We start from the raw sequence: 15906 nt of genomic DNA, 5'->3' as shown, positions 1-15906 counted from the left end.
GCGGCCGATATCTTCAGGCGGTGCGGTCGCAGTCTGGCGATAGCTGTTGCTAACGCTGGCCCCGACCGGCCACTGAGGGCCGCCCGCCCGGCGGCCCTCAGTTCCCTCCTCTATGAACTCACATCAGGCGGGTCGTATACTTCGCCCCGGTCTAGCATGTGGTAGATCGACACCAGCATTTTCCGAGCGCAGGCGACGATTGCCTTCTGTGAGTTCTTCCGGCTAGCTAACCGCTCATAGAAGCGGCTCAGGTACTCATCGTTACAGGTGTGAACTGCTGTGTTTGCAGCCTGGACGAGCAACCACCGGACACGACCCGATCCACGTTTCGAAATACTCCCTTCGATCCGCGAGTCTCCTGACTCGCGGATTACCGGGTTCAATCCCACGTAGCTGACAACCGATTTATCACCGTCAAACCGACTGATCTTGCCTAACTCGGCGTAAATCGTCAACGCCGTATAGTAACTCACGCCGGGAATGGTCATCAGCAGCTGGGTCTCCTTCAGAGACCCAGCGCGCTCCTCGATCGTTTCTTCGAGTTCCTGTATCTCCTCGGTGAGCGTCTCTATCAGTTCGAGATACGACTCCAGCAACGCGTCCCACGGCGTCGGGAGCGAGAGTTCCCGGAGGAACTCTCGTCCCTCCTTGTTCAACGGCTTCACGTCCTCAGTGATGCCGTGATCGGAGAGAAGTCCGTGAATCTTGTTGGCGTACTTTGTCCGGTTTTCGACTAGGGTCTGTCGCCCGCGCACGAGTGCGCGGGCTTCCCTGATCTCGTCGGTCGGAACATAACTCTCTGGCACCGAGTTCAGCCGCACCATCCGCGCGAGTTCTTTTGCGTCGACGCGATCGGTTTTCTTGTCCGAGTTAGCAATCTGATTCAGCTCCTTCGGGTGAGCGACAGTCACATCCAAATGTTCGGACAGCGTATCGTGGATGTGGTAGTAATTGCTGGTCGCTTCGAGTGCGGCTTCGGCACCAGCGTACCGCTGGGCGAGGTCGTCTAGGTTCGCGTTCTTGACGCGAACCTCTTCGACGATCTCCCCAGCCTCATCCATTACTGCCACCTGTGCGTACCGTTTGTGGACATCAATTCCAAGGTACATTGTCTGTTCACCCGGGACGCCAGTGCGTGAAGCAGAGATTCACCTATTCGGGCTTTCCCGGATGCCGCGCCCCGCGGCATCCGGGCTGTAACGCCCATGACTCGGCTTCTTTCGCACACGGACCAGTCAACACGACGTGCTCTAAGGCACGGAATAGCGGTCGGTCTCTTGCGCCCCATGTCTTAATTCACGCTCTCATGGCGTAGCAGCGTTTCCATCGAGTCAACACAGGTTCGTGGCTACAAGGACGGCTAGTTCTGTTCGATCGAGCGTACTTCAAGTACCGCCGTTTCGCGTTGATCGACGAGAACGATGGCTACTTCGTGAGTCGGCTGAAGCAGAACGCGAATCCGGTGATAACGGCGGAATTACGGGAATGGCGCGGCCGCGCCATTCCCTTGGAGGGCAAGCAGATCCACGATGTGGTCGATGACCTCTCGCGGAAGTACATCGACGTAGAGGTCGAAGCGGAATTCAAGCGAGGGCAGTACGAGGGAACGCGGTCACTGGATACGAAGCGGTTCCGCGTCGTCGGCGTCCGCAACGAGGACGCCGACGACTACCATCTCTACATAACGAATCTGCCGAGAGAGGAGTTCCTGCCGTCAGATCTAGCGACGCTGTACCGGTGTCGATGGGAAGTAGAAACTCTGTTCCGTGAGTTGAAGACGCAGTATGAACTGGACGAATTCGACACGAACAACCCTGATGTCGTGAAAATTCTACTATACGCTGCGTTGCTGTCACTGCTGGTGAGCCGGGAGTTGTTGGATCTGGTCACCGAGCAGGCCGACGATGAGATCGTGTTTCCGCCGGAACGCTGGGCGGCGACCTTCCGGTCGCACGCCCAGCTCATCCTCCACAAACTCGGCGAGTACCTCGGTTACTCGCCACCGCCGTTGTTGGAGCGGCTAATCGAAGACGCTCAGAAGATTCATCAGCAACGGCCGATCTTACAGGAGACACTCGCTACCGCTACACAACCGAGGTGTGAGTCTTAGCTAAAGACGAATGATTGTCACAGTTCATCAGCAGTCAAACCCAGCACAATCGCAAGACACAAGCCGAATACAGGCATATTATTCATACTTCACTAGCCGGCTCTCAACAAATGACCCAGTGTACAAACTGCGATACGGAAGTCCCCATTCTTGAGGGGAGTTGTACCGACACATATGGTCGACTGTGTGAGGCGTGCAAAGAGATCGTCTCCAGACCAGGGCACCAGGCGAGCGATGGTAGCTCCTCATCATAGCCGCATTCACCATTGAACTGCTATATAGCATACCCACCCCCACACTCCGTTCAGAGACGCCTGTAGTGACTCGTGTTCGTTCAGAACGTCCGCTCGGTATACCGACGGCATCTTCTCTAGTGCCCACGCATCCAGTGCGTCAGTGTGGAACTGCCGTAAAAACGGCTCGATCTTGTTGAGACCGTCGGCCCGTCGATTCCCTCCTTTGATGCGACACTCGTCAGAGCGATGGAACCGAACGCCCCGCCACCGATAACGCGCTGGCAGGCCTTAGACAAACTCCAACAGGCCGGTGTGTCGGTGTTCGTCTCGATGTCGACCACATACTCGCCGATGGGCGAAGACGACTTTCACGAGCTACTCAGCTACTTCAGAGCGCTTGGTGAGGTTGTGGTCCTCCACGAACCAATCAATCCCCGTGGCGCGAATTTCCAGCAGTGTCTCACTGCCGCCGAGCAAGCCGGCTACGACGACGTTGTCGAGGAACTCCAGCAGGTGCAGGACAGTCATCAGTACTGGGTTGAGTACGCCCTCGAACAGTTGAATACAGTCCAGCAGGTCGCAACGCGCTTCGACGGGCTCGACGTCCACTCTTGGCCAGACGATGAGTTGGTGCGCTCGACGAGCGGCCAACTTCGGTCGAAGCTCACGGCAATACAACAGGCCGTCTCACCGGAGTCGTTCTCCACACGTGCTACGGACGCCTCGCCTGAGCAGTCCGAGTTAGCCCGGGACGGGGAGTCCATAGACCATCTTATCTGACGTGTCTATCAGGCACCGCGTCAGGGTCCGGCAGGTCGACGTTACGGCCCTTGCCGGCACAAGCTGAGTATTAGTACGTGGCAGGACACGGTGTCGTGAAAAGCGCTAACCAATAAGGCCCCGGCAGAACCCAAAGCTGTTGGTTAGCTACCCACTCGGATTTCTAACCGTCATTTGTTTCTCTCCTCGATCCCCTGGACCAACCGTTCAGGAAGTATACCTATCATCCGAACCGACGAGCAAGTTCGTAAGCGATGGTAACAGGGATACTGATAGCGAGCACTCCGAATATGATTTCATCGACAGTCGGGCCAGACTGAGTTAGTGAACTGTAGAACACGAGAGCACCAGTGGCAAGAACGCCGATGACAGTTGCGACGTATTTTGGATTTGTCCACTGGGGAGGAGGGGCATTGGTAGTCACGTACTGACATTGGACTGTGGCTGTTCTAACTTTTCTGGAGTCCTATTGCCTTCGCACCTCCTATCCATAGATACGTAACCTGTACTGCCTGCCCCGCACACGAGCCACTCACCCAGAGCCGACCGCTCTTCCTTGGCGTCGACGGCGAGGGTGCCGCGCATTACTGGGACAGCTACGAGTTCGCCGTGGCTGTTGTCGCCGCTGGTGGTGACGCTGAGAGGGTCGTGTTGGCGGAGACGCCCTTCGAGACGCTCGAAGAGTGGTGCGAATACACGCGTGGTGAGCGCGGCTGGGACGCTGGGCCGCACGTCGGTGGATCGCTTGTCGGCGATCTTATTCGAGGTGTTGGGGCATGAGTTGCACTGTGGAAGAACGGCGGCGGGTTCGTCGAGCCGCGCGGGCTATTCGTGACGAGGTGGCCACTGAGTCCGTCGATGTGCTTGCGCCGAGCGCGAGTCAGTACGGTGCCTGGACGCTTGACGCGGTGTTCGGGACTGTGAGGGTGTGTCACCGGAAGTGCTCAGGGAGTTGGCGCTCGCTGGGTTGACGCTCCAGCCGATGCCGTCGCAAGCCGAGTACCAGCACGTCGCGGCGACAGTATAGAGAGTAGACGTTAACCAACAACAGCTGATCGGTACCCGGACTGTTGGTTAGCCGAGAACCGATTAGCTTCTGTCCGGCGTTTGTTTTTCGCTATCTCACCAGAAATACCCGTTCAGTAAGCGTGCAAAGAATACAATTGAACCAGACGAACGCAAGCGAAGACACAACGGATATAAGAAATTGCACAGAAGATGGAATTATTTACTCGGCCGACAAGCTAGGATAGTAAAAAAGCACTCCTTGTATATTTTAGAAAATCTGTAAAATGGGAATGAAATCAAAAAACCGATTCAGTGGTTGGGCGCTAATTATATTTGCAGTAGCAGTGCTTATTATCTCTGGCTTACTCATTGGTGCTCCCTCGGAGCCGACGAACAAGGCTTACACCACAGAGACGAATGAATCGCAAGTGTCTCCCGATGACGAGGTAGTTCGTTACAATGACCTTTCAGCAGCGGGCCAAGACGTGTTCGACCAAGCACTCCGTGCTGATGGGATTGCCACAGTGAATCAGTCACCGCCAGATTTCGACTATCCAGATGATACAATGGACTATACCTACGTCGAAAAAAGCGGGACGATATACACCATAGGCACTGGATCAAACCCATGCAGGATGTGTGCCTTCGTGGAGCCACTTGGTATCGTGGTTGGGCTCGCGGGGGTCATCCTGTTACTGAGCGGTGTGTATCGCCTGATAAGCAGGGAAACTGACGCTACATAGAGCTGATTATCGGTAGAGGAAGAACGGAAGCGAGTGCACCGGGCAGCACTGGCGATTCAAGAGGAAGTGCCGACTGAGTCTGTGGACGTGCTTGCACCGAACGCGAGTCAGTACGATGCCTGGACGCTCGATGCTGTGCTTCGGGATGCTGAGGGTGTGCCACTGGAAGTGCTCAGAGAGTTAGCGCTGGCCGGGTTGACGCTGCAGCCGACGCCGTCCCAAGCTGAGTATCAGCACGTGGCGGCGACGGTGTAAAAGCCGCTAACCAACAATAGCTGCTCAGAACTCACGACTGTTGGTTAGTCGAGAAGCGATTGGTTGCTGCCCGGCGTTCGTTTGTCACGAGCTCAACAGAAATATCCGCTCAGTGAGTATGCGACTGGAACTCTCAATTGGGATGAGAACAGCAGCGACAGTCGTCCCGCTATTAAGGGGACTCGCTCGTCGAGTTTGTCTCGAGGTTACAGGCCATGAGCGTCGAAATGGTGCTTGCCGTGAGTTCTCCCGTATCGTCGACCTCCGCGCGCGTCGGGGATCGGTTACAATCGAAGTTTTCGGGCGTGACCTGTTCGGTGACGGTCGTCTCGGTTTCGAGCACACCTACCGATAGGGAGTACGTATCGGGCTCGCTGAGCGTAATCAGTACAGTGCCCTCAGGTTCGGCCGTGTAGACGGCGTCGAAGTGCGCTGTCGAGTCCTTCTCGACGAGGATTCGCGTCGTCCACGTCTCCTCCGATGGGTTCCGGAGCATGAGCGTGTGGCTGCCTTTCCCCGTGTCTGTGGGAATCGGGTCGTCGCCGAGCGTTTCCGACGCAGATTCACGAGCAGCAACGTGGTCGCTCACGACGCCTTGGCACGCCATCCGCGTGGAAATACCCAGCGAGTCAAGTGTCCCGTCGTCCTGGACGCTGATCGTCGTCTTGGTCACGTTACAGGTGAACTGGCTGGGTTCGACGGTAATCTTTTCCGTCGCATCCAACTCGGGGACGGACACACGAGCGGTGTACGTGTCGAGATCAGTGAGCGACGCCACAATGCTCGCGTTCGGTTCGAGTTCCACCGATTCCTTGAACACGGTTTCGTCCGCCGTCGAAACCGTCACCGTCCCCTGATGAGACTCCGCCGCCGGATTCCCGAACGCGACGTGGTGGGGAGTTCTGAGACCGCGCTCATCGAGCGACTCAGCGCCGATGGTTCGCTCGACAGTTCCATCGGCGGCGACGTGTGTACGCTCGGTTTGTTGTTCAGTGTTGGTTTGCGTGTCCTCAGAGGTTGGCGTCTCGGAATCTGTCGGCAGTGAGTCACTCGATCCAGCTTGAGTGGTGCAACCGGCGACTGCGGTTGTGAGACCAATTCCTGTGCTTGCCAGAAACGTTCGCCGTTTCATACCCTACCATTGGAAGGTGGAAGTATCGCGCTATCCCAGATTCAAATACGTCTTTGAGTCCCGGCTACTCACTCACGCCGAGTGGGCGTGATTCCGTGCTGGCCGATACGTCCCCCAGTACCAAGCAACGAAGAACAACAGAATCAGGAAGATGCCAATTCCCAGCACGACTCCACCAGGCCCGGTCGCAAACGTTCCGAGCGTCTCCCACATGGTTGGGTCGGGTTGCTGAACAGGGGACGCACCAGCCCGGGGCGATGATACTGGTGTCGGTACTGACCGGCGTATATGGGCGAGTACACTGACGGCTCCGACGAGACCCACTGCGCCGAAGACGCGACTCAACGCCGTCTTGAGCGACGGGCTTGTTCGTTCTGCCCCCGCGAAGAGAACGAGCGCGCTATTGGTCGGCGCGTACACGTCCATTTCGCGGCCCTGCTCGGAATACCACGTCTCGACGACCGCCACCAGGTCTGCGTCTTGGAGTCGGTCGAGATGATAGCTGATATTCTGTACCGAGGAATTGAGTTCAGTTGCGATCTCCGATGCTGTCGTTGGTTCCGCGTATATCTGGCTGAGAATGCGGCGTGCAGTTGTTGAGGAAACTGCTGAGATGATCTGTTCCGCTGATTCATCTTCGAAGTCAACGAGCCTCGGTTCCAAACTACGATCCGAAGCTGTTTGTGGGGTGGGTTTCAGGGGTAATAATGAGGACATTGTTGTCTGATTCGCTTGTAGGAGTATGTGATTGGGGAAGAGTCAAAGCAGTATTTGAGTCCAATTCTTGTCGAACTATGCTCCTCCGAGACGCTTTCGGAGTGGTGCGAATACACGCACTTGGAGCGCGGTTGGGAGACTGGTCCGAATGTCGGTGGGTCGCTCGTCGACGATCTTGTCCGAGGTGTTGAAGCGTGAGCTGCACCGTCGAGGAGCGCAAGCGTGTTCGGCGAGCTGCGCGGTCGATTCAGAAGGAAGTGCCGACTGAGTCCGTTGATGTGGTTGCACCGAGCGCGAATCCCCGCAACATTTCAACGTCGCGGGGGAGGACACACTCGATGCCCCCCATCATCGATGAAACCGTGTTCGGCGAACCCTCCAGAGGGCTTGCAGTGGTTTATCTCTGTGGCGCACTTCTGCTGGCCGGCCAGCAAGTGTACTACGTTATTGTAGAAGGGGCGACACCGTTCTATGCTGGACTGTTTCTGAGCACCGGGATGGCCCTCTCCGGCATTGCCGAGTCCCTGCCGAACCCCCGACGACGGGCAGCTGGCGTCTTGCGGGTCACAGCACTCGTCGTGCTGGTGAGCATGCTCGTAATTTTGTTTGTCACACCCGACCTCCTTATCAACTAAGAGCGGTGATCGATTCGAATTCACTGCTGCCGGCCGGGTGTGTTCTTGAAGAGGAACCGCCACGACCGCTGACGATTCCCGGGGAGATCTGCCGTATCAGTCACGCCGCTACTGACAGATTCTAAGCGAGTGATCGGGTTCGCCTATACATGAGTCCGCTATACTGAGTAGAGGAAGCCATGGCGGTACCCTCTTATGACCGACCACTCGAACTCACATATGATTGGGCTGGGGACGCTACTTATAATTCTCACAGTCTTTGTGGTGATGACTCTGACTCTCGGTCTGCTACTTCGGTTGCTGAAAGACGCTGACGGACTCTGAGCAGTCAATTAACTGGACTGACTTGATCATTACAAGCAATTGACTCAGTGCCCGCTGTTTCTCGACGCCGTGCCGCGAGACACCGACGGCGTCCCAGCCGAGGTACTCCGGGAACTGACGCTGGCCGGCCTAACGCTCCGGCTGACGCCCTCGCAGGCCGAGCATCAACACGTCGTCGCGACAGCCTGACAGAACCGAATACTCCACTTTTTTATTAACATACTTCGGTTCCAGTTCTCCTATCCCTCATTCCGTCTGCGCTGACCGAACGCTTATGCCACTCATACAGCAACTAGAGGTATGGCCAGCTCGACGCGCGATGGAGAGCCCCACGAGGATGAGATTCGGATGTGGCGCGAGGGGGACTCGTGGATCATCACGGATGTCGAAACCGGCATCACCACGCAGGGCGAGACTCGTCAGGAGGCTCTGGAAATGCTTGACGACGCGGTCGCGGGCTATAAGGGCGAACGCGGCCACGAACCCACCGACGAAGAACTCCGAGAGCTGGGAGTTGACCCCGAAGACAATACCACCGGTAATGGCGATCTGCCCGACTTCATGCAGTAAATGGCCCGGGGCAAGTTCTCTGGTCGGGATGTCGTGAAGGTCTTGGTAAATGTCGGTGGCTTCGAGTGGCGTCGGACGACTGGCGATCACGCCCAACTCTACTACCAGCACCCAACCAACGAGAGCGACCGACGACACGTTACCGTTCCGCTACACGATGAACTCAAAACGGGAACGCTCCGAAGCATCGCCGACGATGCTGGCGCGAACGATTTTGCGGCGTTCTGTGAGTGGCTCGACCGCAATTCGTAGGCGAACCAACTCGTCACCGTCGGCTGCGAGTACCTCGAGTCGAAGCGCTGACGCGACACTTCGATAACGGGGTGTTTGACAGGCGATTCCTCTATCTTTCTGTCGAACTGTGTGACTGTTTTGCATGGGTCGGGATGGTTTCGAGACTACTCCTGACAGTTTGCGACCCCGTGCCGGGGCCTGCGGGGGGTCCCACAACGGCGCGAGTGCCTGAGTTGAACCGATAGAGCAATCATAGTCTGACGGCGCGGACTCACCCCTATTTTGTGACCCTCCACCGGGTGAGAGGCGTTCCAGAGAGAGCGTCTTGACCACCAGCTATGTCAGAGAAACACGCGATCCAGACCAAGTTGAAGGGCTACGTCGTCATGAGCCAGAGCGGGCCAGACAGCCTTGGCTTTGGCACGTACACACGCACCCATCCTTCATATCTGAAAGAGCGCGTTGAGGCACAGCAGTCTCCAGCAGCCGGCGGCGCGGGCAACGTCAAGCGAGCACGCCACATCGCTCGCGAGTACCGCGGCTGGGACCGACCAAGCGATGGCGGGCGAGACGTGATGTGCAGTGACTCATCCAACCATATGACCTGCAGAACCGACGAGTGCGACGCGCCGATCTTCGACGCCGAGCGCATCGTGTCTGTCGACGGAGAGTACGGGCCCTGCATGGCTGTTGGGCGTCACGCCGGCGTCTGTTCCAGCGGCCATCTCTCTGTCTGGGACGTCGCTGAGGCCTGAGTCCCCGTCGGCCGCGTACTCGCCCGTATTTTGTGTCCCCCTGGTGGGTGAGGGGTTTCCCGAACATGAGTACCGAACAGCAGTCCGTCGACGAGCAGCCTTCAGGCACCGAAGCCGACGACCGACCGGACATTCGTGCCCAGCACCGGCAGGCACAGGCCAGTGGCGAGGTTTTTGCGGGGCGTCCACGGGGTGAGAGGTAGATGTGCTGCCCCGACTGCCAGTAGGCCCCACAAGAGAGACTCAACCTCGACAGTTGAGAAACGGTTAACGAGGAGCATGCAAAAGTCGGGCTTGTGACTGACGATCTCGCGTATCCCTCTGTCGAACTCATCCTTGAGCTCCACGACCAGGTCGTGACAGAAGGCGACATCACGGAACCGGGGGTCCGGTCAGAGGACGCGATTGCATCCGCACTACAGTACGTTTCGGAGGGGTTCTTCGGGGAAGTACCTGAGACGATCCATCAAAAGGCGGTCCATCTGATGCGACTACTCGTTTCGGATCATCCGTTCGTCGACGGAAACAAGCGAACGGCACTCCGAACAGTGGTCGTTTTCTATATACTGAACCGATACACGTTTGAGTACGGTGATGAAATTCGAGCGCTCTTACACCGGTTTGCGACCGGCGAAACCACAGTCGACGTAGACACTGCAGTCATCTACTTCCGGGCATGTGCTCGCCGCAACTGATAAACCGATACACTGGATAATGATAGATAGAGAAATGGCGTCTAGCACCGATTCCTCGACGGCGATTGACGAGGAAGTCCGCCAGTTGTACGAGCGATATCAGGCGGCCGAAAGCGACGCCGAACGCCGCGAGATTGCGCTTGAAATGGGGAAGCTCGATGGACGTCGCCACGCAGATATCTACGCAGCGCTCGAAAACGAGTGAGAGGTCCTCCGTTCTACGGTTGCCCGTCCAGCGGAGTTTGTAGATAGGCTGTTCGGTCGCCTCTTCCAGACGATTCTGTTTGCTTGTAGTAACGTGGAGAATGTCGACGCGCATGTCCGGGTCGCGTGCGGTTGGCGACAAGAGCAGTGGTTCCGGATTTCGGGGCAATTTGTTGCACGCTGATCACATCTGGTACCCGATGGTATGAGGGGAGTACAAGAGCTGCATGAAAACTAGGTGTCAGGCCCCGCAGAAATCACTGATTGCGAACCTCCCCACGCCGCCGCTCGCACTCCGCACGCTCCAGTGTCCACTCGTACGCACTCTCGAGCGTTGATCAACCAGGCCACACCAGAACCCGTTCGGTCGCTGTGACGGGTGCAGCCAGCCGCTGATCCCGAACCGTGACAACGCAGCCGTGCTCGACGAATACCTGCTCGCACGTTGTCGGCGATCGCCTGAGTGGCCTGTTGCCAAGTTTCTCAACTACTATAACCGATCAACCGTGACCCCGCGCCGCAACTCTGCTAGCTGACACGAATTCAAACACTCAGTGAGACAAGCGTGAAATAAATGCATCCGATTGCAAAGTTATGCTGTTATTCTTCGTGAGACTGTGGCCAGAAGTGTCTGATATTACCTCCAAAACTACCGCTCTGGATGTATAAATCCTCATATTCCAAGTTGGTTATACGTGTGTGAGTATTATACTTGAAAATACCATGTCGGTACCGTGGGCCACTCCGGCTGGCATTGCATACATTGGACTATTTTTTCTTACCGGGGTCGGTTGCATGGTGTCTCTGCCCCGGGCATGGACGGTCGCTGATATTGAGGTCCGGTATGGTTTAGTCGGATTACTCAGTTTAACTGGCCTCTGGGCATTGTTCAAAACAGCCTTTTTTATCGCCCCTCTCTCATTGCAGTCGGCAATCTATATTATCGGGCTTATCTCAGGGTTTGGAGCCGTCTGGGCATGGTTGTACTTCGCTTCCGCTTACACTGGCCGGTCACTCCACAAAAATTCGACACTCCGCCGACTCGGTGGCGTTGCCTTCCTTATTATCACGGTACTAAAACTCACAAACCCAGTTCATAAACAGTACTTTACAACCACCGAAATGACGACTCCGTTCCGGTATTTAGCGATCGAACACGGACTCGTTCATTGGGTGTCGACAAGTCTTTCGTACGTTCTCGCAACTATTGGTTTGTTTATGATTTTCGAACTGTATGTTGAGTCAGGGTACGATACAACGCCACTTGGTGTGCTGACAGCCCTGCTGGCTTTGCCTGTTACAATAGACCTCATTGCCATAGCAACGCCACAGTTAATTGAATTCATTTATGCCCCAGTTGGGGTTGCAATCTTTGCCGTTGGTACCTTGTTTATTGTTGGCGATCAGTTCCTTGCGGTTCGGACTACGGCCCAGGGTGATGCAGCTACAATAGTACTGGACGAGACAGAGCGGATTCAAGCATATTCACCCCCTGCTGCGGATATTTTCCCGGAACTCGATGGAGCAACAGGCACACCTCTCGACGATGCGCTTCCAGCAGTTGCAGCCACCGAGGACAAGGACGCTGATCAGGTCATCGAACGCGACGGCAGCGATGGACCGCGCTACTATCTCATTTCTCCTAGGTCGATGACGATGGGAGACTCAACAGTTCGAGTTCTCGCGCTTTCGGATGTCACAGAATCAGAACGCCAGCGCCACAACCTGATCCAGCGGAAGCGTGAACTCGATAAACAGAACGAGCTCTATCGAGCGATCATCTCTGCGAGCTTCGCCTTTGTCTTTCAGATTGATACAGAGGCTCGGTTCAGTTTTGTTTCGCCGTCTGTCGAAGACTTCACGGGGTACAGACCCGATATGCTCAATGGCGAACCAATCTCGATACTTGGGTCTGACGAGCAAGCAATCAAAGAGGCACGCGACTATCTTGCCCGCGTACTCAACGATGGTGAAGCTATTCAGGTCCGTGGCCACCCAATTGAAACTCAATCCGGTAACACGGTCTACGGAGATATTCGGGCAGAGCCAATTTACGAGCCCAGCGTTGCGTCAAGCGCACGGACTACAGAGAATATTATCGGTGCCCAGGTGATGGTGCGGGATGCAAGTGAGCGCCGTCAGCGTGAGGGGCTAATCAGCGTTATCAACCGCGTTCTGCGTCATAACGTGCGTAACAAGCTCACTGTGATTAACGGACATGCCAAAATGCTGGCAGCTGATCTTGACGGAGATAGCGCTTCGAAGGCAGACCGTATTCTTAATGCTGGTAATCACCTTCTGAATCTGAGCGAGTCTGCCCGCCGTATCGAATCCCATCGTGAACTGTCCCCAAAGTTAGAACCGCTTGATATTGTACCGGTTATTAGCGAGCTGCTCACCCAACTCAATGAAGAGTACTCTGGGGCGTCAGTGGCAACAGACATTCCAGAGACTGCCATTGCGGAAACACAGCCGCGGATCGAAACTGCGCTATGGGAAATTCTTGACAACGCTGCGCAGCACACAGGTTCGGAGCCGACGATTGACATCGATGTCACTGTAACTGACAAACAGGTTCTGATCAGGATCCGCGACTATGGACCAGGGCTCCCAGAGACCGAGCAAAAGGTACTAGCGACTGGGGAAGAGGATCCGCTCGTCCATGGTCAAGGACTCGGACTATTCTTAGCTCATTGGATCATTACAAATCTAGATGGCGAAGTTTCTGTAGCCACGACTCGGGGGACTTCCGTTGATATCCGACTCCCGACACCGCCAGAGACAGTAACCCCTGAGACTCAACCACAGAACTAGTTTTCTTGTTTTCATTTACCTGTAGAATTTCATGAATTTGTAACAGTTGTTCCGGATTTTGGGGTGATTTGTTGCGCGTCAATCACACCCGGTACCCGGTGCGATAAGGGGTTACGGGGACTGCACGAGAGTCGGATGTCAGGCCCCGCGGAAATCACTGATTGTGAGCCTCTACACGCCGCCACTCATACGCCGCCCGCTATAGTATCCACTCGCACACATTCCCGGGCGTCGGCCAACCACGCCACACCAGAACCTGTTCGGTCGCTGCGACGGGTGCCGCCTGAGCGGCGGCCCCGGAAATTTATCCACCTGTGGGTACACTGTACATACATGACGACCCGCGTCAATTTCCGATTGCCCGACGAACTTCTGGACAAAGCGGATGTCGCGGCCGCAGCGACACACAAAAACCGGACAGAGATCGTCGTTGCGGCGCTGCAGGAGTACTTAGATGAGATGGAGGATCAAGAGACGTTCAAGGAAACTGTTGTCGACCTCTATCTCGATGGTGAGATTGGCTTTGACTCGCTGAAAGAGGTCATCGGGCGGCAAGACGCCGAATCCGTCCGGGCGTCCAAGACCCTTCTTGACCAGGGCGACGAGATGGCCGACGATCTCGCGCAACTGTGAGCGCTGCATGATTGTCGCGGATACAGCTGCACTCATCTCACTCGCGTCGGTCGACCTGCTTGATACGTTGCTCACCGAATTCGAGGTCGCTACCACGGAGACAGTTATCTACGAACTCGATGCAACCAGTGCCTATGACGATACCCACGGCCACGCCGCACAGACTGTCCTCGACAATACAGCGCAAATCACTGTTAGACACGTTGACGGCACGCTTGCCTCATCCCGGATTGACGATGGCGAAGGGAGTTGTGCGCTCCTGTGCAACGACCTCGACGCAGCGTTCTTGATTACTGATGATCTTCGTGCCCTGCCCGAGCTCCAGACCGCTGTCGACGCACAGGTCGCGATTTCACCCATCGTGCTCAAAGCACTGGTAACCCGGCAGGTTCTCGATAGACAGACTGCTCTGGAGAAGCTTGACCAGCTCGCCGAACAGCGGTCCTGGCTTGGACAGCCGATCTATCGGCGGGCACAGAAGTTGTTTGGAGAATAGCGGGTCCGGACGGGAAGCCATCTTGTTGCAACTACTCGGGCCAAATGGCCGGTCTATGACTTCGTAGCCCTACTCGCACGCCCATCGCTTCTCATCGGCAGTGATCATCTATGTGGCCCGTCGTCGAGTCTCTCGATCACTCTAGCCCACTATCACAGAAGTGGCAGATACGGACATTTGGTTTCGTTAGTGTCCAGACCGACGGTGGCCCATTCACGTATATCCAGTACTGTCAGTGAGTATCTGTACGGTTTGTGCCAGAAGCCCCAGCACCACACAGAGGACCATCGCCACTGCTGTCAGCACGATAATCCCAAGGAGGGCACCACCAAGCGGTGGAAGCAGTTGATCGAGGGACAGAGTCGCCGGGAGGAAACGTAGCATCGTCCAGAAAATTAGAACCGCTGAGGCCACGGCCCCAGCACCGGCACCAGCGCATAGCAAACGCCGTGCCCACGTTCCAGACTGTCCCCAGTGCGTATGTGCGGCTAACAGCCCACCGCTTCCAAGGCCCAGTAGTCCGACAATCAAAAACACGCCAAAAAAGAGGCCAGCTACGCTTGTTCCCCCGGTGGCTGGCTGTTCATACGTTACAATCGTACCGATAGTCGCTATGAGTGAGCAGAGGGACCCGCCAATAGTTCCAACAGCTAACCGACGCGGGGATACTGAACAGGGCATGCTAGCAACACTTCTGTCGGAAATTAAAACTATTCTGGACTGGCGGAGCAGCGGTAACGCCTGCTTCTACCGATTTTGACACCGACCATCACGTTCGGCACCGGTATGGTAGTCTGACCGTTTGATTCCTTGCTTGGGCGGCACTCTGACCGGTGTGTCTGAGATGTAATAATGATAGCGTGTACTTCCGGGAGATTCACTAACCAACACTCGGTGGAGAAAACGGTCCAACGTTGGTTAGTCAGAAGAATGCTGTGGAACAATTCACAAAGCGGCTGATTGAAGAACTATTGCTAGTGAATTGGCTGGTCAGTAGGCCTGCGTACTACCGTAGCGACTGTACTGACTCCGAGATATGTTTCGGTAGCCTGCGAGATATCGGCGCGAACCAGCACCTCATCAGCGGTTCACGAGCAACCCAGGCTCGGCCCAGTGGCGGGTACGCGAATCCCCGCAACATTTGACCGTTGCGGGAGACGACACGCCCGATGCCCTCCATCATCGATGAAACCGTGTTCGGCGAACCCTCCAGACGTCTTGCAGTGGTGTACCTCTGTGGCGCACTTCTGCTGGCCGGGCAGCAAGGGTACTACGTCATTGTCGAAGGGGCGACACCGTTCTATGCTGGACTGCTTCTGAGCGCTGGGATGGCCCTCTCTGGCATTGCCGAGTCCCTGCCGAAACCTCGACGACGGGCAGCTGGGGTCTTACGCCTCACGGCACTTGTCGTGCTGGTGAGTCTGCTCGTAATTTTGTTTGTCACACCCGACCTCCTCATCAACTAAGAGCGATGGTTAATTCGCACTCACTGCTGCCGACCAAGTGTGTTCTTGATTCATCAGGTGGGAATGAAACAACTGCTCGGTAAGATTCAGTCGATCACA

19 protein-coding genes and 2 pseudogenes are annotated in these 15906 nt (G+C 56.0%); 18 read left to right on the top strand and 3 right to left on the bottom strand.

From position 1 onward, the window contains the following. Nucleotides 1-110: 110 nt before the first annotated feature. Nucleotides 111-1109, bottom strand: coding sequence for an IS110 family RNA-guided transposase (locus BDK61_RS18340; protein ID WP_121303628.1), 999 nt, complete (start codon nucleotides 1107-1109; stop codon nucleotides 111-113). Between the two features lie 227 nt (nucleotides 1110-1336). Here BDK61_RS18340 and BDK61_RS18335 point away from each other — a divergent pair. The 6 genes and pseudogenes from BDK61_RS18335 to BDK61_RS18305 all read left to right on the top strand — a co-directional run. Beyond that, nucleotides 1337-2110: pseudogene (locus tag BDK61_RS18335) on the top strand (IS4-like element ISHma1 family transposase); the annotation flags it as partial. Between the two features lie 482 nt (nucleotides 2111-2592). Continuing rightward, on the top strand, nucleotides 2593-3126 hold the full coding sequence (locus BDK61_RS18330) for a radical SAM family protein (protein ID WP_244209889.1): 534 nt from the start codon (nucleotides 2593-2595) through the stop codon (nucleotides 3124-3126). A gap of 486 nt (nucleotides 3127-3612) precedes the next feature. Beyond that, on the top strand, nucleotides 3613-3906 hold the full coding sequence (locus BDK61_RS18320; RefSeq protein WP_121304056.1) for a hypothetical protein: 294 nt from the start codon (nucleotides 3613-3615) through the stop codon (nucleotides 3904-3906). Continuing rightward, nucleotides 3903-4153, top strand: a pseudogene (locus BDK61_RS18315) (hypothetical protein). Before BDK61_RS18320 ends, BDK61_RS18315 begins: the two are co-directional and overlap by 4 nt. A gap of 271 nt (nucleotides 4154-4424) precedes the next feature. Further along, on the top strand, nucleotides 4425-4877 hold the full coding sequence (locus tag BDK61_RS18310) for a hypothetical protein (protein WP_244209887.1): 453 nt from the start codon (nucleotides 4425-4427) through the stop codon (nucleotides 4875-4877). Nucleotides 4878-4910: 33 nt separating this feature from the next. Then, nucleotides 4911-5132, top strand: a complete 222-nt coding sequence (locus tag BDK61_RS18305) for a hypothetical protein (protein WP_049939210.1) — start codon at nucleotides 4911-4913, stop codon at nucleotides 5130-5132. Nucleotides 5133-5304: 172 nt separating this feature from the next. Here BDK61_RS18305 and BDK61_RS18300 read toward each other — a convergent pair whose 3' ends face one another. Both BDK61_RS18300 and BDK61_RS18295 read right to left on the bottom strand, forming a co-directional pair. Next, nucleotides 5305-6264: a hypothetical protein gene (locus BDK61_RS18300; protein ID WP_121304054.1), complete on the bottom strand. Its 960-nt coding sequence runs from the start codon at nucleotides 6262-6264 to the stop codon at nucleotides 5305-5307. Between the two features lie 72 nt (nucleotides 6265-6336). Next, nucleotides 6337-6981, bottom strand: coding sequence for an ArsR/SmtB family transcription factor (locus BDK61_RS18295; protein ID WP_121304053.1), 645 nt, complete (start codon nucleotides 6979-6981; stop codon nucleotides 6337-6339). A gap of 338 nt (nucleotides 6982-7319) precedes the next feature. On the opposite strand from BDK61_RS18295, the gene BDK61_RS18290 reads away from it, so the two are divergent. From BDK61_RS18290 to BDK61_RS18245, 12 genes are all read left to right on the top strand, one after another. Continuing rightward, nucleotides 7320-7616, top strand: coding sequence for a hypothetical protein (locus BDK61_RS18290; protein ID WP_011225007.1), 297 nt, complete (start codon nucleotides 7320-7322; stop codon nucleotides 7614-7616). 363 nt (nucleotides 7617-7979) lie between these two features. Beyond that, nucleotides 7980-8129, top strand: coding sequence for a hypothetical protein (locus BDK61_RS23585; protein ID WP_167467399.1), 150 nt, complete (start codon nucleotides 7980-7982; stop codon nucleotides 8127-8129). 111 nt (nucleotides 8130-8240) lie between these two features. Then, nucleotides 8241-8510 (top strand): type II toxin-antitoxin system HicB family antitoxin, encoded by a 270-nt coding sequence (locus BDK61_RS18285; RefSeq protein ID WP_008313657.1) that lies wholly within the window; start codon nucleotides 8241-8243, stop codon nucleotides 8508-8510. After that, nucleotides 8511-8762 (top strand): type II toxin-antitoxin system HicA family toxin, encoded by a 252-nt coding sequence (locus BDK61_RS18280; protein ID WP_011225005.1) that lies wholly within the window; start codon nucleotides 8511-8513, stop codon nucleotides 8760-8762. 320 nt (nucleotides 8763-9082) lie between these two features. Further along, a complete protein-coding gene (locus BDK61_RS23955) occupies nucleotides 9083-9499 on the top strand; it encodes a hypothetical protein (RefSeq protein ID WP_244209886.1) in 417 nt (138 codons plus the stop codon). 65 nt (nucleotides 9500-9564) lie between these two features. Continuing rightward, nucleotides 9565-9702 carry a hypothetical protein gene (locus tag BDK61_RS23580; RefSeq protein ID WP_011225003.1) on the top strand — a complete coding sequence of 46 codons (138 nt, stop codon included), beginning with the start codon at nucleotides 9565-9567 and terminating at the stop codon, nucleotides 9700-9702. Nucleotides 9703-9795: 93 nt separating this feature from the next. Next, a complete protein-coding gene (locus BDK61_RS18270) occupies nucleotides 9796-10194 on the top strand; it encodes a type II toxin-antitoxin system death-on-curing family toxin (protein ID WP_049939212.1) in 399 nt (132 codons plus the stop codon). Between the two features lie 34 nt (nucleotides 10195-10228). Beyond that, a complete protein-coding gene (locus BDK61_RS23090) occupies nucleotides 10229-10399 on the top strand; it encodes a hypothetical protein (protein ID WP_004592295.1) in 171 nt (56 codons plus the stop codon). A gap of 698 nt (nucleotides 10400-11097) precedes the next feature. Next, nucleotides 11098-13212 (top strand): ATP-binding protein, encoded by a 2115-nt coding sequence (locus tag BDK61_RS18265; RefSeq protein WP_244209884.1) that lies wholly within the window; start codon nucleotides 11098-11100, stop codon nucleotides 13210-13212. Nucleotides 13213-13545: 333 nt separating this feature from the next. Beyond that, a complete protein-coding gene (locus tag BDK61_RS18260) occupies nucleotides 13546-13845 on the top strand; it encodes a ribbon-helix-helix protein, CopG family (RefSeq protein ID WP_121304051.1) in 300 nt (99 codons plus the stop codon). 7 nt (nucleotides 13846-13852) lie between these two features. Further along, nucleotides 13853-14341, top strand: coding sequence for a hypothetical protein (locus tag BDK61_RS18255; protein WP_121304050.1), 489 nt, complete (start codon nucleotides 13853-13855; stop codon nucleotides 14339-14341). A 1169-nt stretch (nucleotides 14342-15510) separates the two neighbouring features. Next, the gene (locus BDK61_RS18245) at nucleotides 15511-15807 is read left to right on the top strand and encodes a hypothetical protein (RefSeq protein ID WP_121304048.1); all 297 of its coding nucleotides are present in this window, start codon (nucleotides 15511-15513) and stop codon (nucleotides 15805-15807) included. Nucleotides 15808-15906 lie beyond the last annotated feature (99 nt).

This window comes from Haloarcula quadrata (genome assembly GCF_003634715.1).
Lineage (GTDB): Archaea > Halobacteriota > Halobacteria > Halobacteriales > Haloarculaceae > Haloarcula > Haloarcula marismortui.
The sequence above is the reverse complement of the archived record's forward strand: the minus strand, read 5'-3'. Positions and strand labels throughout refer to the sequence as shown.